At 71.7% G+C, this 17,342-nt stretch carries 16 protein-coding genes; 5 read left to right on the plus strand and 11 right to left on the minus strand.

Annotation, left to right across the window (positions count from 1 at the left end):
• Positions 1-266 precede the first annotated feature (266 nt).
• The gene (locus tag ASG59_RS06550) at positions 267-656 is read left to right on the plus strand and encodes a response regulator (RefSeq protein ID WP_055885406.1); all 390 of its coding nucleotides are present in this window, start codon (positions 267-269) and stop codon (positions 654-656) included.
• 5 nt (positions 657-661) lie between these two features.
• Here the strand turns inward: ASG59_RS06550 and ASG59_RS06555 are convergent, their stop codons facing one another.
• Together ASG59_RS06555 and rsmI are read right to left on the minus strand one after the other, a co-directional pair.
• Entirely contained in the window at positions 662-1,054 is a 393-nt protein-coding gene (locus ASG59_RS06555; protein WP_055885409.1) for a YraN family protein, read from the minus strand.
• Positions 1,051-2,010, minus strand: a complete 960-nt coding sequence (gene rsmI, locus ASG59_RS06560; RefSeq protein ID WP_056408024.1) for a 16S rRNA (cytidine(1402)-2'-O)-methyltransferase — start codon at positions 2,008-2,010, stop codon at positions 1,051-1,053. The genes ASG59_RS06555 and rsmI overlap by 4 nt, the downstream gene beginning before the upstream one ends.
• Positions 2,011-2,139: 129 nt before the next feature.
• Here rsmI and ASG59_RS06565 point away from each other — a divergent pair, with 129 nt between their 5' ends.
• A complete protein-coding gene (locus ASG59_RS06565; protein ID WP_082528657.1) occupies positions 2,140-3,381 on the plus strand; it encodes a penicillin-binding protein activator in 1,242 nt (413 codons plus the stop codon).
• 4 nt (positions 3,382-3,385) lie between these two features.
• On the opposite strand, the gene ASG59_RS06570 is transcribed toward ASG59_RS06565, so the two are convergent.
• From ASG59_RS06570 to ASG59_RS06590, 5 genes are all read right to left on the minus strand, one after another.
• Entirely contained in the window at positions 3,386-4,183 is a 798-nt protein-coding gene (locus ASG59_RS06570) for a lytic transglycosylase domain-containing protein (protein WP_055886342.1), read from the minus strand.
• A 236-nt stretch (positions 4,184-4,419) separates the two neighbouring features.
• A complete protein-coding gene (hemW, locus tag ASG59_RS06575; protein WP_056407631.1) occupies positions 4,420-5,601 on the minus strand; it encodes a radical SAM family heme chaperone HemW in 1,182 nt (393 codons plus the stop codon).
• A gap of 65 nt (positions 5,602-5,666) precedes the next feature.
• On the minus strand, positions 5,667-6,299 hold the full coding sequence (rdgB, locus tag ASG59_RS06580; protein ID WP_056407633.1) for an RdgB/HAM1 family non-canonical purine NTP pyrophosphatase: 633 nt from the start codon (positions 6,297-6,299) through the stop codon (positions 5,667-5,669).
• On the minus strand, positions 6,296-7,009 hold the full coding sequence (gene rph, locus ASG59_RS06585; protein WP_055885417.1) for a ribonuclease PH: 714 nt from the start codon (positions 7,007-7,009) through the stop codon (positions 6,296-6,298). The genes rdgB and rph overlap by 4 nt, the downstream gene beginning before the upstream one ends.
• Positions 7,010-7,137: 128 nt before the next feature.
• Positions 7,138-7,428: a hypothetical protein gene (locus ASG59_RS06590; protein ID WP_055885420.1), complete on the minus strand. Its 291-nt coding sequence runs from the start codon at positions 7,426-7,428 to the stop codon at positions 7,138-7,140.
• Between the two features lie 260 nt (positions 7,429-7,688).
• Between ASG59_RS06590 and hrcA the strand changes: the two genes are divergently transcribed.
• Positions 7,689-8,777, plus strand: a complete 1,089-nt coding sequence (gene hrcA / locus ASG59_RS06595; RefSeq protein ID WP_056283934.1) for a heat-inducible transcriptional repressor HrcA — start codon at positions 7,689-7,691, stop codon at positions 8,775-8,777.
• Between the two features lie 51 nt (positions 8,778-8,828).
• On the opposite strand, the gene ASG59_RS06600 is transcribed toward hrcA, so the two are convergent.
• The 3 genes from ASG59_RS06600 to ASG59_RS06610 all read right to left on the minus strand — a co-directional run bounded on the left by ASG59_RS06600 (position 8,829) and on the right by ASG59_RS06610 (position 11,909).
• Complete coding sequence (locus ASG59_RS06600; RefSeq protein ID WP_056408032.1) at positions 8,829-9,752, minus strand: DUF1236 domain-containing protein; 924 nt, start codon at positions 9,750-9,752, stop codon at positions 8,829-8,831.
• Between the two features lie 347 nt (positions 9,753-10,099).
• Positions 10,100-11,179 carry a tartrate dehydrogenase gene (locus tag ASG59_RS06605; RefSeq protein ID WP_056407634.1) on the minus strand — a complete coding sequence of 360 codons (1,080 nt, stop codon included), beginning with the start codon at positions 11,177-11,179 and terminating at the stop codon, positions 10,100-10,102.
• 79 nt (positions 11,180-11,258) lie between these two features.
• Complete coding sequence (locus ASG59_RS06610) at positions 11,259-11,909, minus strand: arylesterase (RefSeq protein WP_056408035.1); 651 nt, start codon at positions 11,907-11,909, stop codon at positions 11,259-11,261.
• Positions 11,910-12,090: 181 nt separating this feature from the next.
• On the opposite strand from ASG59_RS06610, the gene ASG59_RS06615 reads away from it, so the two are divergent.
• Together ASG59_RS06615 and ASG59_RS06620 are read left to right on the plus strand one after the other, a co-directional pair.
• Complete coding sequence (locus ASG59_RS06615) at positions 12,091-12,840, plus strand: ABC transporter ATP-binding protein (protein ID WP_244475652.1); 750 nt, start codon at positions 12,091-12,093, stop codon at positions 12,838-12,840.
• Between the two features lie 8 nt (positions 12,841-12,848).
• Positions 12,849-15,434, plus strand: a complete 2,586-nt coding sequence (locus ASG59_RS06620; RefSeq protein WP_056408042.1) for an FtsX-like permease family protein — start codon at positions 12,849-12,851, stop codon at positions 15,432-15,434.
• A gap of 17 nt (positions 15,435-15,451) precedes the next feature.
• Here ASG59_RS06620 and ASG59_RS06625 read toward each other — a convergent pair whose 3' ends face one another.
• On the minus strand, positions 15,452-17,176 hold the full coding sequence (locus tag ASG59_RS06625) for a GGDEF domain-containing protein (protein ID WP_056407636.1): 1,725 nt from the start codon (positions 17,174-17,176) through the stop codon (positions 15,452-15,454).
• Between the last annotated feature and the right edge of the window lie 166 nt (positions 17,177-17,342).

A 17,342-nucleotide genomic window follows, 5' to 3' on the forward strand; every position in this document is an offset into this window, starting at 1 on the left:
AACGGGCATCGCGAGTGTATTCTTTCATACCGTGTGTCGCGCCGATGTATCACTGCGTTACATTACGCGAACGTCGAGGGGTTCTACAGGACGTCCGGAGCTTGACACCACGCCCCGGACGGGCGACGGCTCGGGTCCGTCGTCCGAGACCGAGCATGGCAGACGCCGCTCCCCGACCCGGTTCGTCGCTTGCCGCGGGCAGGCGATCCAAGGGTCGAGGCTGCGGCCTTCTCGACGACGACGCACCCTAGGGAAGACATCGCAGCGTGAGTGCTGAAGCGAACGACGACCTGCTGAACGGAGTCCGGGTGCTGGTCGTCGAAGACGAGGCGGCGATCTCGATGCTGCTCGAGGACATGCTCCTCGACTTCGGCTGCACCGTGGTCGGCCCCGCCGCGCGTCTGGCCACCGCCCTCGAGATGGCCGAGGCCGAGAGCTTCGACGTCGCGATCCTCGACGTGAACGTGGCCGGCGAGCCGATCTATCCGGTGGCCGAGGCGATCGTGCGCCGCACGCTGCCGCTGGTGTTCTCCACCGGCTACGGTGGTGCCGGCATCCGCGAGCCGTTCCGGGATTGCCCGGTGGTGCAGAAGCCGTTCAGCCAGGCCGACCTCAAGCGCACCCTGACGGCGGCCATCGTCGCCGCCCGGAAGTAGCGGCCTTACAGCCCTTCGATCGGGAAGGCGTCCGGCACGTGCACCGGCCAGGAGGCCGGGGCGACGAAGACCGCGTCGGCCCTGAAGACCAGCCCGGCGTGGCGGGGATGGCGGCTGATCCAGCCGCGCACGGCCCGCGAGAACCGCGCCCGCTTCCTCGCGTCGATCGCCTCCACCGCATCCCGCATCCGGGCCCGGGCCTTCACCTCCACGAAGGCGATGGTCTCGCCCCGGCGCAGGATCAGGTCGATCTCGCCCCCGGCCGCGCTGAAGCGCCGGGCGAGCGGCCGATACCCCTTGAGCATCAACGCGACGAGCGCCAGCGTCTCGGCGGTGCGTCCGCGCAGATAGGTGGCGCGGCGGCGTCCTTCGGGACCCGCGAGCCGCCCCCTCGTCATCGCCGCGCCAGCACGAGGGCGCGGGCGTAGACCGCCCGGCGCGGCTGGCCGGTCTCGTCGGCCACGAGGGCCGCCGCGTCCTTGATCGAATGTCGCTCCAGTGCCAGGGCGATGGCCGCATCGAGCCCGGCGTCCCCCTCCTCGGCGGCGGGCTCCTCGGTGGGCGTCCCGATCACGACGACGACCTCGCCCTTGGGCGCCCCCTCTTCCGCGAAGGTTTCGGCCAGGGAGCCGAGGGTGCCGCGCCGAATGGTCTCGTAGAGCTTGGTCAATTCGCGGGCCACCGCCGCCGGGCGGGCGGGTCCGAGGATCGCGACGGCGTCCGCCAGCATCTCCGGCAGGCGATGGGGCGATTCGAACAGCACCAGCGTCCCGGGAATGTCCGCGAGGGCAGCGAGGCGGTTGCGCCGCGCCCCGGACTTGTGCGGCAGGAACCCCTCGAAGAAGAAGCGATCGGTGGGCAGGCCTGCGGCGACGATGGCCGTCATCACCGCCGAGGGCCCGGGAATCGGGGTGATGACGAGGCCCGCCTCGATCGCCGCCTGGACGAGCTTGAAGCCGGGGTCCGAGACCAGGGGCGTGCCCGCGTCCGAGACCAGGGCCAGGGCCTCGCCGGCCTGCATGCGCGCGATCATCCGCTCGCGCACCGCCGCGTTGGAATGCTCGTGATAGGCCACCAGCGGGGTGGTGATCCCGTAGTGCATCAAGAGCGTGCGGGTGACGCGGGTGTCCTCGGCCAGCACGGCGTCCGCCGCGGCCAGGGTCGCGAGGGCGCGGAACGACACGTCCTTCAGGTTGCCGATGGGGGTGGCGACCACGTGCAGGCCGGGCTCCAGGGGCTGCGCCTCCGCCGCGAGGCCGAAGGCGGTGAAGGTGGCCGGCGCCTTGCCCTCGGGCAGGGCCGGCCGCCGCCGGCTGCGGCTGTCGATGCGGGTGGGTGGCGCTGCCTTGGTCATGGGCGCCACCTTGCCACGGCGAACGCCGGCGATGGAATGGCGCGGGCGGGGACCGCCGGACATTTACTTTTCGCCCCCAGACTTTAAGCCCGACCGACGGCCGGCGGTCGCAAGCTGAAGGGGGGAGCCATGCGCCTACGAGATCGCTTCGGCAGGCGGCGGCATGCCCTCCCCCGCGGCCTCGCTCCGGCCGTCGGCCTGTTCGCATGCGCGCTCGCCGCCTGCGTCGGCGGGCCCGACGGCGGTCCCCGGTCTGCGGCGCGCACGCCGCCGGTGGCGGCCGATGCACCGGTCGCCGCCGATGCGGTCCCCGCTTCGGGCACCCGGATCGGTGCCGGTTCGGTCAAGCTCGCGCTGATCCTGCCGCTTACCGGACAGGGGGCGGCGATCGGCACGGCGATGCGCAACGCCGCCGAACTCGCCATCGAGGATTTCCAGAAGCCCGACCTGGAGATCCTGGTGAAGGACGACCGTGGCACGCCGGACGGTGCCCGCGAGGCGGCACAGGCCGCGCTGACGGACGGGGCCGACCTGGTCCTCGGGCCGCTGTTCGCCGCCAACGTTCAGGCCGTCGCCGGCGTCGTCCGCCCCGTGGGCAAGCCGATGGTCGCCTTCTCAACCGATGCGGCGGTGGCGGCGCGGGGCGTCTATCTCCTCAGTTTCCTGCCCCAGACCGAGGTCGACCGCATCGTCGACGCGGCGGTGGCCGGCGGCCGGACCTCGTTCGCCGCCCTCATTCCGGAATCGAGCTACGGCAACGCCGTCGAGGCGCAGTTCCGGGAGGCCGTGGCGCGAAAGGGCGCGCGTCTTGTCGTCCTGGAACGCTACCCTCCCGGCAACCCGGCCGCCGCCGTCGCCCGCGTCTCGGGCCTGATCGCCGGCCCCGGCGCGCAGGCGGATGCGCTGTTTTTGCCCGACACGCCGGAGGGGCTCACCGCCCTCGCCCCGGCGCTCACCCGGGCCGGCTTCTCGCCCGCCCGCGTCAAACCCCTCGGCACCGCCTTGTGGAACGACCCGAGGGTGTTCGCCCTCCCCGCGCTTCAGGGCGGCTGGTTCGCGGCCGCCGATCCTGCCGGGTTCGCAACCTTCTCGCAACGCTACCAGGCCCGGTTCGGGGCGGCGCCGCCCCGGGTGGCGACCCTGGCCTACGACGCGGTCTCGCTGAGCGCGGCACTGACCCGCCAATACGGCTCGCAGCGCTTTGCCGACGCCACGCTCACCAACCCGGCGGGGTTCGCCGGCACCGACGGCACCTTCCGCTTCCGGCCCAACGGCGCGAGCGACCGCTCGCTCGCCGTCAGCGAGATCCGCAGCGGCGGTGCCGCCATCGTCAGCCCGGCGCCGCGGGCGCTCGGGCCTTCGGGGACCTGAGCGACTACTCGCCGTCGATCCGCTTGCCGAGGAGCGCGATGGCGCGCTGGTAGACCGAGGCCGCGTTCCAGCCCTGGATCGCCGCGAAGTTCGGCTCGCCGGGCTGGTAGCCGGCGCCGGCCCGCCAGCCGTGGGCCTTCAGGAAGTTGGCCGTGGCGTTCAACGCGGCCGGAGCGTTGTCGAGGCTGCCGCCGGTGCCGTAGTTCAGGACGCTCTTGGGCAGGAACTGGGTGTGGCCGATCTCACCGTGGGCCGCACCGCGGGTGCTCGAGCTGAGGATGCCCCTGTCGACCAGGGTGAGGGCGGCGTAGAGCTGGTCGGTGAAGAACTCCGAGCGGCGGCAGTCGTAGGCGAGCGTCGCCACGGCCGAGAGCGTGTTGATGTTGCCCTTCACCGCGCCGAAGCCCGTCTCCATGCCCCAGATCGCCAGGAGCGGGCCGGCCGGCACGCCGTAGCGCTGCTCGATCGAAGCGAACAAAGCTGCCTGCGACTGCTTGAGCGACCGCCCGCGCGAGACGATGGCCGGGCCGCCGCGCTTGGCCAGGAACTGGTCGAGGGTAAGCTTGAAGCTCTTCTGGCCCCGGTCCGCCGAAATGGTAGCGGTGGAATAGGACGTCGTCATGAGGGCGGCGAGGCTGGCCGCGCTCGCCCGGCCCTTGGCCTCGTCGGCGAACTGCTGTTTCCATGCCTCGAATCCGGCACCGGTGTTGCCGCATTGGGCCGCGTCGGCCGCCCCGCCGAGGCCGACGGCGGTGCAGACGCCAAGGGCCAGCGCGACGGTCCGATACCTGCGTGTGATCATCGACATAAACTCCCTGAGGCGGCGGGCCAGAAAACCGGGGCACGACCTCGACATCATGTGCGTCGATCGCGACCGATCTGCCGCTCTCGGACGATGCCGTCCTCTTGCCATTCCTTCGATGGGGAGGAAACCATGGCGCCGCGGGAAGCGGCGTTTTTATCGGACCTGCGGCAGGACTGTCGCTCTCCAAGACTGTCGCTGTGCTTGACGTTTGCTCCGGCCGGGACCGGGGGACCTCACCCCGCCAGTTGCGCGACGACCGCGTTCAGCACCGGCGCGCCTCGGGCCGTCGTGGCGATGCGCCCGCCAGGCCGCCGCGCCACCAATCCTTCCGCCACGAGCGTCGCGAGCCGATCCGCGTCGAGGGCGCGGCCCTTCAACGCCGCATAACGGGCGGGGTCGATGCCCTCGGCCAGGCGCATCCCCATCATCAGGAACTCGTCGCCCTGGTCGGCCGGGCTCAGCGTCTCGGTGGAAACGATGCCGTGACCGTCGGCCTCGACGCGCGCGAGCCAGGTTTCGGGGGCGCGCTCGGTCACCGTGCCGATCCGCCCCTGCGGCGTCACGAGGCGGCCGTGGGCGCCCGGCCCGATGCCGGCGTATTCGCCGTAGCGCCAATAGAGCAGGTTGTGGCGCGACTGCGCGCCGGGCCTGGCGTGGTTCGAGATCTCGTAGGCGGCGAGGCCGGCGCGGTCGCAGACCTCCTGCGTCACGTCGTAGAGGACGCGCGCGGTGTCGTCGTCCGGCGGCACCAGCCTGCCGGCCGTGAACAGACCGTGGAACGGCGTGCCCGGCTCGATGGTGAGCTGATACAGCGACAGGTGCTCGGCGGCCCGCGCGATGGCATCGGTCAGTTCCGCCCGCCAGGCCTGCGCGGTCTGGTCGGGACGGGCATAGATCAGGTCGAACGACGAGCGGTCGAAATGCCTGGCGGCCACGGCCACCGCCGCGAGGGCCTCCTCGGCCGTATGGAGGCGGCCCAGGCGCTTGAGCGAGGCGTCGTCCAGGGCCTGGACGCCGAGCGAGACCCGGTTGACGCCGGCGGCCCGGTATCCGGCGAAGCGACCGGCCTCGACGCTGGTGGGGTTGGCCTCCAGGGTGATCTCGACGTCGCCGGTGGTGCCCCAGGCCGTGGCGATGGCGTCGAGGAGCCCGGCGACGGTGGCCGGCTTCATCAGCGAGGGGGTGCCACCGCCCAGGAACACGCTGGAGACGGTGCGACCGGGGGTGCGCGCCGCCACGTGGGCGATCTCGGCCCGGAAGGCGGCGAGGTAGCGCGTCTCGTCGACCGGGGCATGGCGGACGTGGCTGTTGAAGTCGCAATAGGGGCATTTGGCGGCGCAGAACGGCCAGTGCAGGTAGACCCCGAAGCCCACGTCGCGGGTCGGATGGTCGGGGGCCATGGGGTGGGCCGACATGCGCTGCGATCGAATCCGTTCCGAACGAGGCCCGCTTCCCTCGCCGGAGGGACGGGCCGTCGCACTCATACCCGCCGCAGGCAGGCCGCGGCCAGCAGAACGAAGGCGCGGGCCCTGTGCGACAGTGCCGCCCCGGACTGCCAGTCGACGCCGTGCTTCTCGTCCGACGTCATCTCCCCGAAGGTGCGGTCGTGGTCGTCGGGCAGGAACAGCGGATCGTAGCCGAAGCCGAGACCGCCGCGCGGCGGCACGATGCTGCCGAAGACCCGGCCCTCGAAGGTTTCCAGGTGGCCGTCGGGCCAGGCGATGACCAGGGCCGAGACGAAATGGGCACGCCGCTCGGTGGCGCCGCGGCGGTCGAGTTCGTGCGCGACCCGGCCCATGGCGCCGGCGAAATCCTTCGACGGCCCGGCCCAGCGCGCGGAGAACAGGCCGGGTACCCCGTCGAGCGCATTCACGCACAGGCCGGAATCGTCGGCGAAGGCGGGCAGGCCGGACGCCCTGGCGGCGGCCTCGGCCTTGATCGCCGCGTTCTCGCAGAACATCGTCCCGGTCTCGTCGGGCTCGGGCAGGCCGAGCTCTCCGGCCGAAACGGCCTCGATCCCGAACGGCGCGAGCAGTTCGCGCATCTCGACGAGCTTGCCCGGGTTGTGGGTCGCGATCACGACCTTGCCGGTAAGGAGGCGATGATCGCTCATGCGATGGCCTGTTTCTGCAGGGCGACCAGTTCGGCGATGCCGCCCTTGGCCAGACGCAGGAGGCTGAGGAGTTCCTCCTCCGAGAACGGCTTGCCCTCGGCGGTGCCCTGCACCTCCACGAGACCGCCCGAGCCGGTCATCACGAAGTTCGCGTCGGTCTCGGCGGCCGAATCCTCGGCGTAGTCGAGATCGAGGACGGGCGTTCCCTTGTAGATGCCGCAGGAGATGGCGGCGACGTGGTCGCGCAGGGGGTCGACCGAGATGATCGAGCGGCCGCGCATCCACGAGAAGCAATCGTGCAGGGCGATCCAGGCTCCGGTGATCGCGGCGGTGCGGGTGCCGCCGTCGGCCTGGAGGACGTCGCAATCCACGGTGATCTGGCGCTCGCCGATGGCCGGCAGGTTGGTGACCGCGCGCAGCGAGCGGCCGATCAACCGCTGAATTTCTTGGGTGCGCCCGGACGGCTTGCCCGCCGTGACCTCGCGGCGGTTGCGCTCGTGGGTGGCGCGCGGCAGCATCGCGTATTCCGCCGTGACCCAGCCCTTGCCCGAACCACGCAGCCACGGCGGGCCGCGCTCTTCGAGGGAGGCCGTGCACAGCACCTTGGTCTCGCCGAAGGTGACGAGGCAGGACCCTTCGGCGTAGCGGGCGACCGACCGTTCGAGGGTGACGGTACGCAGGGCGTCGGTGGCGCGCTTCGACGGCCGCATCGGCGTCTTCCTCAGGGTGCTCTCGCTCGGGGTGGTCCGGAACGATGAGGCCGCGCTCTTAGGCGTCCGTCGTGCGGGCGGCAAGCGGCGGGACGCCGACCCGAAGGGTCGTGTCCCGCCCGTGCGGCTCAGTACCGGAAGCGGCGGCCGTGGTGGTGATGGTGGCGACGGCCGTAATGGTGGCCGAAGTGACGGCCGCGATGGTGATGGAAGTGGCGGCGGTGATGGCGACCGTGATGACGCCAGTGACCGCCACCGTAGCGGACTTCGGCGATGTCGGTGGACGGGGCGACGACCTCGATCGGAGCCACGGCGGGAGCCGCCTCGGCGGTCTTCGGGCTACCGAACATCATGCCGCCGACGATGGCGACGACGAGGGCGGACGACTTGACCAGACCGGCCAGGGTTGGGAACTTCATCGCATGAACTCCTGTGAAGCACTCACTCGGATCGAGCCGGCCCGCGGTGGCGGGCGAGCGCGATCAGCGGAGACAAACGTCCGACACCCGCGAAACGACCCGACACCGGCGTGTTTTTCTCCGACTTAATTTCGCGGCCGCCGGGGATTAGTGTCGCGCCGCGGTCCGTCTCGTGCGTCCCTCGTCACCGGGATGCCGGCGGGGTCGGCCAGGATCAGGACCCGTGCAGGACGACCCGTGCAGGACCAGGACCAGGACCCGTGACAGAGCACCCTCGCCCGTTCTCGACCCACCACGCCCTCTCCGGCCTCGACACGCGGGCGCGGGAAATCTTCCGGCAGATCGTCGAGAGTTACCTGTCCACCGGGGAGCCGGTGGGCTCGCGCAACCTCGCCCGCATCCTGCCGATGCCGCTCTCGCCGGCCTCCATCCGTAACGTGATGGCGGATCTGGAGCATTCCGGGCTGATCTTCGCACCCCACACCTCGGCCGGGCGGCTTCCCACCGAGCAGGGCCTGCGTTTCTTCGTGGATGCGATGCTGGAACTCGGCGACGTCGGCCGCGAGGAACAGGAGCGGATCGAGGCGCAGATGCGGGCGGCCGCCTCCGGCCACACCTTCGAGAGTGCGCTGGCCGAGGCCTCGACGCTGCTGTCGGGCATCTCGCGGGGGGCCGGCGTCGTCGTCACCACCAAGGCGAACGTGCAGCTCAAGCACATCGAATTCGTGCGGCTCGACCCGCAGCGCGCCCTGGTCGTCCTCGTCTCCGACGACGGGTCGGTGGAAAACCGGCTGCTCGACCTGCCGCCCGGCCTGCCGGCCGGCGCGCTCCAGGAGGCCTCGAACTATCTCAACGCCCGCCTGCACGGCCGCACCTTGGGCGGCCTGCGCGCCGAGATCGAGGCGGGGCGCCAGGCCATGAAGCAGGAGCTCGACGCCATCACCGAGCGGCTGGTGGATGCCGGGCTCGCCGTCAGCGTCGGCCCGAGCGAGGCGCGCCAGCTGATCGTGCGCGGCCAGGCCAATCTCCTCGACGACCTGCGCGCGGCGGAGGACCTCGAACGCATCCGGCTGCTGTTCTCCGATCTCGAGACGCAGAAGGAGGTCATCGACCTCCTGTCCCGTGCCGAGGGCGGCGAGGGCGTGCGCATCTTCATCGGCTCGGAGAACAAGCTGTTCTCGCTGTCCGGCTCGTCGATGATCGCCGCTCCGTTCCGGGACGGGTCCCAGAAGATCGTCGGCGTCGTCGGCGTCATCGGCCCGACCCGGCTGAACTACGCGCGGATCGTGCCGATGGTCGACTATACGGCCCGCGTCGTTTCGCGAATGCTCGATCGCGGGCCCAGGTAGCGCTCGGCCCGCCAGTGAACGCGCGGCCCGAAGGCCGCACGCTTTTTCGGCTCAGCCGCGGATCACGTCGACGATCTCGTAGGTGTCGGGATCGACGATGACGATGTCGTCGTCCACCAGCACGTAGCGGTAATCCTCGTACTCCGGCACCACCCGGACGATCTCGGGCGGCAGGGTCGAGAGGGTGTAGCTACGGGCGATGGCGGTCCCAACCGTCAGCGCGAAGGCGCCGGCGGCCAGACGGGTCACGCCGCCACGGCGAAGCAGGCTCTGGCGGAACTCGGTGCGCTGCGGGGCGCCGAGACGGCCGAAGGCACCGCGGGCCGCGCCGCGCTCGCCGCGCATTCCGCGATCGCCACCGCGTCCGTCGCGGTCCGCCCGACCGTCGCGGTCGCCGCCACGTCCATCACGATCCGCGCGGCCGTCACGATCGCCCCCGCGTCCGTCGCGTCCGTCGCGTCCGTCGCGGTCCATCTTGCCGTCGCGGTCGCCCCGCTCGGCGCCCTTGCCGTCACGGTCGCCCTTGCCGTCGCGATCGCTTTTGTCGGCGCCCTTGCCGTCACGCTCCATCTGCCCGCCTTCGCGGCCGCCGCGGGCGCCATCCTCGCCACCCCGCCCGGGAGCACCGCCGGCCCGGCCAGGTGTTCCGGCCTCGCCGGCACCGCCGCGCGCACCGGCCGCACCGCCGGCCTCGCCGGCACCGCCACGCATGCCACCACCCGCACCGCCGGCCGCGCCACCCGACTCACCGGCGCCGCCACGCATGCCGGCGCCCCCGGCGCCACCGCCACCACCCATGCCTGCGCCGCCGCCGGCGCCACCACCGGCGCCGCCGCCCGCACCGCCGCCAGCAGCCCCGCCGGCGGCACCGCCTCCAGCGCCGCCACCGCCGCCGGGACCGCCCTGCGCGACCGCGCTCGCCACACCGGCCACCATCAGGGCAGCCGCCATCGTGCTCCGCATGAGCTTATTCATGACCATCCATCCAATCGTATTCGAGATCCGGCGCCACGAATGAACGCCATCGCGAACCCGAAACGAGACTGCATACAAAACCGTTCCGTCCCATCGCGGTGGGTCTTGCGAAAGATCACGTCGGGACGAGACTGCCGGCAACGGCAAGCTAAGCGATAGCGCTTGTTGGCCTTCGCGAGCAAAGGGCGAAAAGTTTGAGCATTCCGGTCGATCGCGATTGAAAGTCGGTCGTCGAATACGGTCCGGCGGGCACGCGTCTTGCGCCCGTCGGTCGGCGTCCGTGGGGGCGAGCCGGGGCTTCTCGCGAACGGTCCGGCCGGTGGGAGCGCCCGTGTCCGCGGTGGCCCTCAGCCGAGGGCCGCCACCACCGCCCGGCCGCAGGCAGCGGTGTCGGCCCGGCCACCGAGATCGCCGGTGCGGGTCTCCGGGTCGGCGAGCACCCGTTCGATCGCGGCCACGATGGCGGCGGCGGCGTCCCGCTCGCCGAGGTGGTCGAGCATCATCGCCCCGGACCAGATCTGCCCGATCGGGTTGGCGATGCCCTTGCCGGCGATGTCGGGGGCCGAGCCGTGGACGGGCTCGAACAGCGACGGGAAGCGCCGCTCCGGGTTGATGTTGGCCGAGGGCGCGATCCCGATCGTGCCGGTGCAGGCGGGGCCGAGGTCCGACAGGATGTCCCCGAACAGGTTGGAGGCGACCACCACGTCGAACCGATCGGGGTTGAGCACGAACTGGGCCGTCAGGATGTCGATGTGGTACTGGTCCCAGCGCACGTCCGCATAATCCTGCGAGACCGCCTTCACCCGCTCGTCCCAGAACGGCATGGTGATCGAGATGCCGTTCGATTTCGTCGCCGAGGTCAGGTGGCGCTTGGCCCGGCTCCTGGCCAGGTCGAAGGCGAAGCGCAGCACGCGGTCCGTGCCGAACCGCGTGAAGATCGATTCCTGCACCGCGAACTCGCGGTCCGTGCCGGGGAACATCTGCCCGCCGGCGTTGGAATACTCGCCTTCGGTATTCTCGCGCACCACCCAGAAGTCGATGTCGCCGGGCTTGCGGCCGGCCAGCGGGCACGGCACGCCGGGCATCAGGCGCACGGGACGCAGGTTGACGTATTGGTCGAACTCCCGCCGGAACAGGATCAGCGAGCCCCACAGCGAGATGTGGTCGGGGACCTGGTCGGGCATGCCGACGGCCCCGAAGTAGATCGCGTCGTGGCCGCCGATCCGCTGTTTCCAGTCCTCGGGCATCATCCGGCCGTGGGCGGCGTAGTAGTCGCAGGACGCGAAATCGAAGACGTCGAGGTCGAGGGTGAAGCCGAAGCGCTCGGCGACACGTTCCAGGACACGGACGCCTTCGGGCATCACCTCCTTGCCGATGCCGTCTCCGGCGATGACGGCGATGCGATGGTGTCGTGCGGCCTTCGTCATGGCTGTCTCTCCCGGTGCATTTTTTCCCGGGGCGGGTCTGGATCGCACCGGTCGCGGCGTCAATCGCCGCGGCGGCTCCTCATGGCACCCGGGACCGGATGCGGTCGATGAAGGTCTCGACGGTCGGCAGGATGCCGGCGACGATAGTCTCGACCCCCTTGGTGTTGGGATGGAGCCCGTCCTCGAGGTTGAAGGTGCGGTCGCCGACGATCCCGTTCAGGAAGAACGGGTAGAGGACGAGGTCGTGGGCCTTGGCGAGATCGGGAAAGATCGCATCGAACCGCGCCGTGTAGTCCGGCCCGAGGTTGCGCGAGGCGTGCATGCCGGCGAGCAGCACCGGAATGCCGCGCGCCTTCAGCCGCGTGACGATCGCCTCCAGCGCTTTTCGCGTGACCGCCGGATCGGTGCCGCGCAGCATGTCGTTGGCGCCGAGCTCGAGGATGACGCCGTCGGTCCCGTCGGGCACCGACCAGTCGACGCGGTCGAGGCCGCCTGTGGCGGTGTCGCCGGAGACGCCGGCATTGGCCACGCTGACGGCGTGGCCCTTGGCCGTCAGCGCCCGTTCCAGCACGGCCGGGAAGGCCGCGCTCGCCGGCAGCCGGTAGCCGGCGCTGAGGCTGTCGCCGAAGGCGACGAGGTTGAGCGTCCGCCCGGCCGGCGCGGCCCGGACCGCGCCCGGCAGCACGAGGGCGACCGAGAGCGTCGTGACGAGTGCGGCAAAGAGCGCCATCAGTGCGGCCCCGAGCCGGGGCGCATGGCGCCGGGCCCGGGGCGGGACCATATCGCGCTCAACCGACGCGGCGGGGCCGGCGCTGGGGCTGTCATGTGACGCAGAGCACAGATCCATTCCGACACGTCCCCGATCCTCGTCGCCATCCGTCGTCGCTCGCCCCAAGATCGGTCTCCCATCGATGCCAGACAAGCCGTCGTCGGTCGCTTCCCAGACAACTCGCCAGACGATCCACCAGGTACCCCGCCCCGTCGGGCCGACCATCGCGCTGTCCGACATCGACCTCAGCCTCGGGCGCGGGGCGGCCCGGGTCCATGTCCTGCGCGGCATTTCCCTCGATGTCGCGGCGGGCGAGGCGGTGGGCCTCGTCGGCCCGTCCGGATCGGGCAAGTCGACCCTGCTCATGGTGATGGCCGGGCTCGAGCGGCCCGATGCCGGGCGGATCGTGGTCGAAGGCACCGACCTCGGCGCTTTGAGCGAGGACGATCTCGCGCGGTTTCGCGGCCGGCGTATCGGCATCGTGTTCCAGGCCTTCCACCTCGTGCCGACCATGACGGCGATCGAGAACGTGGCCCTGCCCCTCGAACTCGCCGGCAAGGACGGGGCGCACGAGCGCGCCGCGGCGGAACTGGCGGCCGTCGGTCTCGGGCACCGGCTGCACCACTATCCGGCCCAGCTCTCGGGCGGCGAGCAGCAGAGGGTGGCGATCGCGCGGGCCATCGCGCCCGACCCGGCCATCCTCGTGGCGGACGAGCCCACCGGAAACCTCGACGAGACCACCGGCCGGCAGATCGTCGACCTGCTGTTCGCCCTGAAGCGCGACCGCGGCGCCACCCTCGTCCTCGTCACCCACGATCCGGGGCTGGCGCGGCTGTGCGATCGCACCGTCCGGCTGCGGTCCGGCCGGGTCGAGGAGGCCATGGCCGCGTGAGTACGCATCTGCAGGGTACCCTGGCCGAGGCCGCACCGGCGCGCCGCCCGGCCTCTCCGAGCCGCCTTCCCCTCACCCTGCGCCTGGCGCTTCGCGAATTGCGCGGCGGGCTGTCGGGCTTTGCGGTGTTCCTCGCCTGCATCGCGCTGGGCGTCGCGGCGATCGCCGGGGTCGCGTCCATCGCCGGCTCGCTCACGGACGGGCTCGGCCGCGAAGGCCGGCGCATCCTGGGCGGCGACCTCACCTACAGCCTGATCAACCGCGCCGCGACGCCGGCCGAGCTCGCGGCGCTGGAAGCGCAGGCGCCCGTCTCGGTGGTGACGACCCTGCGGGCCATGGCGCTGGCCGGCGACAAGAGCGCCGCCCTCGTCGAGATGAAGGCGGTGGGTGGCGATTATCCCGGCGCCGGGACCCTCGTCACCGAACCCGAACGGCCGCTGCAGGACCTCCTGGCGCAGGCCGACGGGGCCTTCGGCGTCGTCGTCGATCCGCTGCTCCTCACCCGCCTCGACCTCAAGGTCGGCGACCGCATCACCATCGCCGGGCAGCCGGTGGCGATCCGGGCGACCCTCGTGTCGGAGCCCGACAAGATCGCCAACGGCATCGGCTTCGGGCCGCGCGTGCTGATCTCGCGGGCGGGCCTCGATGCCACGGGCCTGATCCAGCCCGGCAGCCTCAACCGGTTCAGCTACCGGCTGCAGGCGCCCGAGGCGAGCGAGGCGGAGCTCGTCGACAAGGCCGCCGCCATCGCCGCGGCGGCCCCCGATGCCGGCTGGGAGATGCGCGCGCGCACCAATGCCGACCCGCGGTTCGCCAAGAGCATCGAGCGGTTCACGCAGTTCCTGACGCTGGTGGGCCTCACCGCCCTCATCGTCGGCGGGGTCGGCGTGGCCAACGCCGTCCATGCCTTCGTCGAGCGCAAGCGCGGCTCCATCGCCACCCTCAAGAGCGTCGGCGCGCCCGGTGCCCAGGTGGTGGCGCTCTACCTGACGCAGGTGATGCTGATCGCCACCCTCGGCACCCTGATCGGCCTCGTGATCGGGGCCGGCCTGCCGTTCGCCCTCGACGCCCTGTTCCGGAACGACCTGCCCCTGCCCCTCGACCCGACCCTGTCGCCGGGGGAACTCGCTCTGGCGGCGGCCTATGGCCTGCTGACGGCGCTCGCCTTCGCCATCGTCCCCCTCGGGCGGGCCCACGACGTGCCGGTGTCGGGTCTGTTCCGCGACGTGGTCGACCCGAGCGCGGCGCGGACCCGCCTGCGCTACCGCCTGATCCTCGCCGGCGCGGTGGCGGCCCTGGTCGCCCTCTCGCTGGTCACCGCCTTCGACCGGCGCGTGGCGCTGATCTTCATCGCGGCGGCCGGGCTCGCCTTCGGCCTCCTGCGGCTCGTCGCCATCGGCGTGATGGCCGGAGCCAGGCGCCTGCCGCGCCCGCGCTTCGCCGCGCCCCGGATGGCCCTGGCCAACCTCCATCGTCCCGGCGCCCTGACGCCGGCGATCGTGCTCTCGCTCGGGCTCGGGGTGACGCTCCTGGTGACCTTGAGCCTCATCGACGTCAACGTCCGGCGCACCCTCACGAACTCGCTGCCCGCGCGCGCGCCCAACCTGTTCTTCCTCGACATCCCCTCGGCCGACGCCGACGCGTTCCACGACTTTCTCGGGAAGCAGGCGTCGGGTGCCAAGATCGAGCGGGTGCCGATGATGCGCGGGCGCATCGCCGCCCTCAACGGCGTGCCCGCCGGGCAGATCAAGGCGCCGGACGATGCCGCCTGGGTCCTCGACGGCGACCGCGGCATCACCTACGCGGCCGACCTGCCGGAGGGGTCGAAGCTGGTCGCCGGCACCTGGTGGGACGCCGAGGCGGCCCGCACGCCGCTGGTCTCCTTCGACGCCGAACTCGCGCGCCGCCTCGACCTCTCGGTGGGCGACACCGTGAGCGTGAACGTGCTCGGGCGGACCCTGACCGCCACCATCGCCAACCTGCGCAAGGTCGAATGGCGCAACCTCGGCATCAACTTCGTGATGGTGTTCTCGCCCGGCACCTTCCGGGGGGCGCCCCATTCCGACCTCGCCACCCTGACCCTCGCGGGCGGGCCGGACGCCAAGGCCGAGGCGGTGATCCTGCGCGACGTCGCCCGCGCCTTCCCCTCGGTGACCAGCGTGCGGGTGAAGGACGCCCTCGACGCGGTCAACGACATCGTCGGCAAGCTCGTCCTGGCGATCCGCGGCGCCAGCGGGGTCGCGGTGGTGGCGAGCCTGTTCGTCCTGGCCGGCGCCATCGCCGCCGGTCACCGGGCCCGCCTCTACGACGCGGTGGTGCTCAAGACGCTGGGCGCCACCCGTTGGCGGCTCCTCCACGCCTATGCCCTCGAATACGGGGCGCTCGGCGCGGTCACGGCGGTGTTCGGGCTCCTGGCCGGCACGCTGGCGGGCTGGGTCATCGTGACGAAGGTGATGAAGCTCGACTTCGCCCTCGATCTGTCGAGCGCCCTGGTCGCGGCCGGCCTCGCCGTGGTGTTCGCGATCGTGCTGGGCCTGGCCGGCACCTGGCGCATCCTCGGCCAGAAGCCGGCGCCCTACCTGCGCCAGTTCTGAGGGCGTCGCGTCCGACGCTATTCCGCGGCGTCGAGCATCACCGCCTGCAGCCTCGGCGCGGCCGGGCCGTCCTTGCGGCCGGACCGCAGCGGCGCGATGTCGACCCGGTTGCGGCCTGCCTGCTTGGCCTTGTAGAGGGCCGCGTCGGCGGAACGTACGAGGTCGGTGGTCCCGCTGGCGGTGGCCGGGATCGACGAGACGCCGAACGAGGCCGAAACCGTCGCCCCGCGCTGGCCCGACAGCGCCTCGATCCGCTGGCGGATCACCTCGGCCTTGTCGGCGGCGTTCTCCAGGTCGCAATCGGGCATCAGCACGATCATCTCCTCGCCGCCGTAGCGGCAGGCGACATCGGTCTCGCGCAGGGCGCCCACGATGGCGCCGGCGGCTTCGCGCAGCACCGCGTCGCCGGTGGCGTGGCCGTGCTCGTCGTTGAGCCGCTTGAAGTGGTCGAGGTCGATCATGATCACCGCGAGCCTGCGGTTCTCGCGCTCGGCCAGGCGCACGAAGCGGTCGAGGCTGTCCTCCATGTAGCGGCGGTTGTAGAGGCCGGTGAGCGGGTCGCGCAGGGCCTGGTTGCGCAGCTTTTCCCGCAGCGACAGGTTCGAGAGCGCGAGCGACATCGCATCGGCCATGGCGAGGCCCAGCGGCGAGGCCGCGGTGGCATGCGCCTCCGCCCCCGGTCCGTCGGCGAAGATCTGCAGCAGGCCGAGGATCTCGCCGCGGGCGATCATCGGGATCTCGACGAGGGTGCTGCCCGGCACGTGGTGCTCGCAGCACAGGCCGAGGCCGGCCGCGCCGTTGCGGTGGGGCTTGCCGCGCTTGAGCGCCCAGCACTGGTCGAGGCCGATCATCGCCGGCAGCGACCGCTCGGCGGGGATGTCCCAGGACGTCGAGAGGGTCAGCCGGTCGCGCGAGTTGTTGAAGACGTAGAGGGCGCCGCCGAGGCCGGGGATGAGTTCGCCCGCCGTCGCCCGCAGCACGGCGTTGGCGTCGAGGTGGTTGGCGGCGCTCTGGAGCATGTCCGTCATGTCGAACAGGCGCTTCACCTGGCGCCGCGACGAGGTCGCCTCGGCGATGGCCGCGGCGCGCCCCTGCGCCTCGCGGGCCGCCGACAGTACCGCCAGCAGCATCAGGACGCCGATCAGGACCTGGAATCCCATCACGCTGAGGGTACCGGCCTCGATGCGGTTCTCGTAGGCCGTGAACTGCCCGTTCAGTTGGGCGAGGAAGGCGTCGGTGGCGGCGCGCAGGCCGTCGGAGGCGATCGTCGCCCGGCGCTGCGCCAGGAGGGCCTGGGCTTCGCCGCGCCGGCCCGCCTGGATCAGGTCGATCGCCTCGCGCCAGGTGGAATCGAGCCGGTCGAGGAGTACCGTGGCGCCGTCCGCGTCGCCCGCCGCCTCCAGTACCGGGGCGAGGACGGCGGCATACTCCTGTTTCCTGACCCGCAGCGTCTCCAGCGCGCGTGCCTGGAGAGAGCCGCTGCCGTCGTCGGGTCCGAAGGCGCGATGGAAGACGTGCGCCGCCGCGTCGGCCACGGCCTCCTGCGCGATCCGGACCTGGCGGCCGCCCTCGCGCAGGTCGATCAGGGTCCGGCGCTGCGTGTTGGTGAAGATGAAGCTCGCCAGCACCGCCGCGAGCATGGCCAGCACGAGCCCGCCCTGCAGGATCAGGCGGAACTGCGGCCCGAGGCTGCGCGCGGGCGGGACTGCATCGGCTCTCTCAGGCGTGAGTACAGTCTGCATCGTCGCGATGTCTCCCCGCCGAAACGATAGACCGGACGACGATGGGCCGTGAGCGGGATGTTGAGGGACGCTTAACGAAGATCCGAAATCCCCTCGCGTTTTTCTTTCAAAAGAGACAGATCTCAACGATGTCGCGTCGTCGCCGCGTGGACGGTCGGCCGAGACC

Source organism: Methylobacterium sp. Leaf466 (genome assembly GCF_001425565.1).
Lineage (GTDB): Bacteria > Pseudomonadota > Alphaproteobacteria > Rhizobiales > Beijerinckiaceae > Methylobacterium.

What these genes read in the sequence shown, in the direction of transcription:
- hemW (WP_056407631.1), bottom strand. Translation starts at nt 5,601, where the DNA reads ATGTCGGCCCACCCCATGGCCCCCGACCATCCGACCCGCGACGTGGGC.
- ASG59_RS06590 (WP_055885420.1), bottom strand. Translation starts at nt 7,428, where the DNA reads ATGAAGTTCCCAACCCTGGCCGGTCTGGTCAAGTCGTCCGCCCTCGTC.
- ASG59_RS06555 (WP_055885409.1), bottom strand. Translation starts at nt 1,054, where the DNA reads ATGACGAGGGGGCGGCTCGCGGGTCCCGAAGGACGCCGCCGCGCCACC.
- rdgB (WP_056407633.1), bottom strand. Translation starts at nt 6,299, where the DNA reads ATGAGCGATCATCGCCTCCTTACCGGCAAGGTCGTGATCGCGACCCAC.
- ASG59_RS06565 (WP_082528657.1), top strand. Translation starts at nt 2,140, where the DNA reads ATGCGCCTACGAGATCGCTTCGGCAGGCGGCGGCATGCCCTCCCCCGC.
- ASG59_RS06610 (WP_056408035.1), bottom strand. Translation starts at nt 11,909, where the DNA reads ATGGCGCTCTTTGCCGCACTCGTCACGACGCTCTCGGTCGCCCTCGTG.
- ASG59_RS06605 (WP_056407634.1), bottom strand. Translation starts at nt 11,179, where the DNA reads ATGACGAAGGCCGCACGACACCATCGCATCGCCGTCATCGCCGGAGAC.
- rph (WP_055885417.1), bottom strand. Translation starts at nt 7,009, where the DNA reads ATGCGGCCGTCGAAGCGCGCCACCGACGCCCTGCGTACCGTCACCCTC.
- ASG59_RS06600 (WP_056408032.1), bottom strand. Translation starts at nt 9,752, where the DNA reads ATGAATAAGCTCATGCGGAGCACGATGGCGGCTGCCCTGATGGTGGCC.
- ASG59_RS06625 (WP_056407636.1), bottom strand. Translation starts at nt 17,176, where the DNA reads ATGCAGACTGTACTCACGCCTGAGAGAGCCGATGCAGTCCCGCCCGCG.
- ASG59_RS06570 (WP_055886342.1), bottom strand. Translation starts at nt 4,183, where the DNA reads ATGATCACACGCAGGTATCGGACCGTCGCGCTGGCCCTTGGCGTCTGC.
- ASG59_RS06615 (WP_244475652.1), top strand. Translation starts at nt 12,091, where the DNA reads ATGCCAGACAAGCCGTCGTCGGTCGCTTCCCAGACAACTCGCCAGACG.
- rsmI (WP_056408024.1), bottom strand. Translation starts at nt 2,010, where the DNA reads ATGACCAAGGCAGCGCCACCCACCCGCATCGACAGCCGCAGCCGGCGG.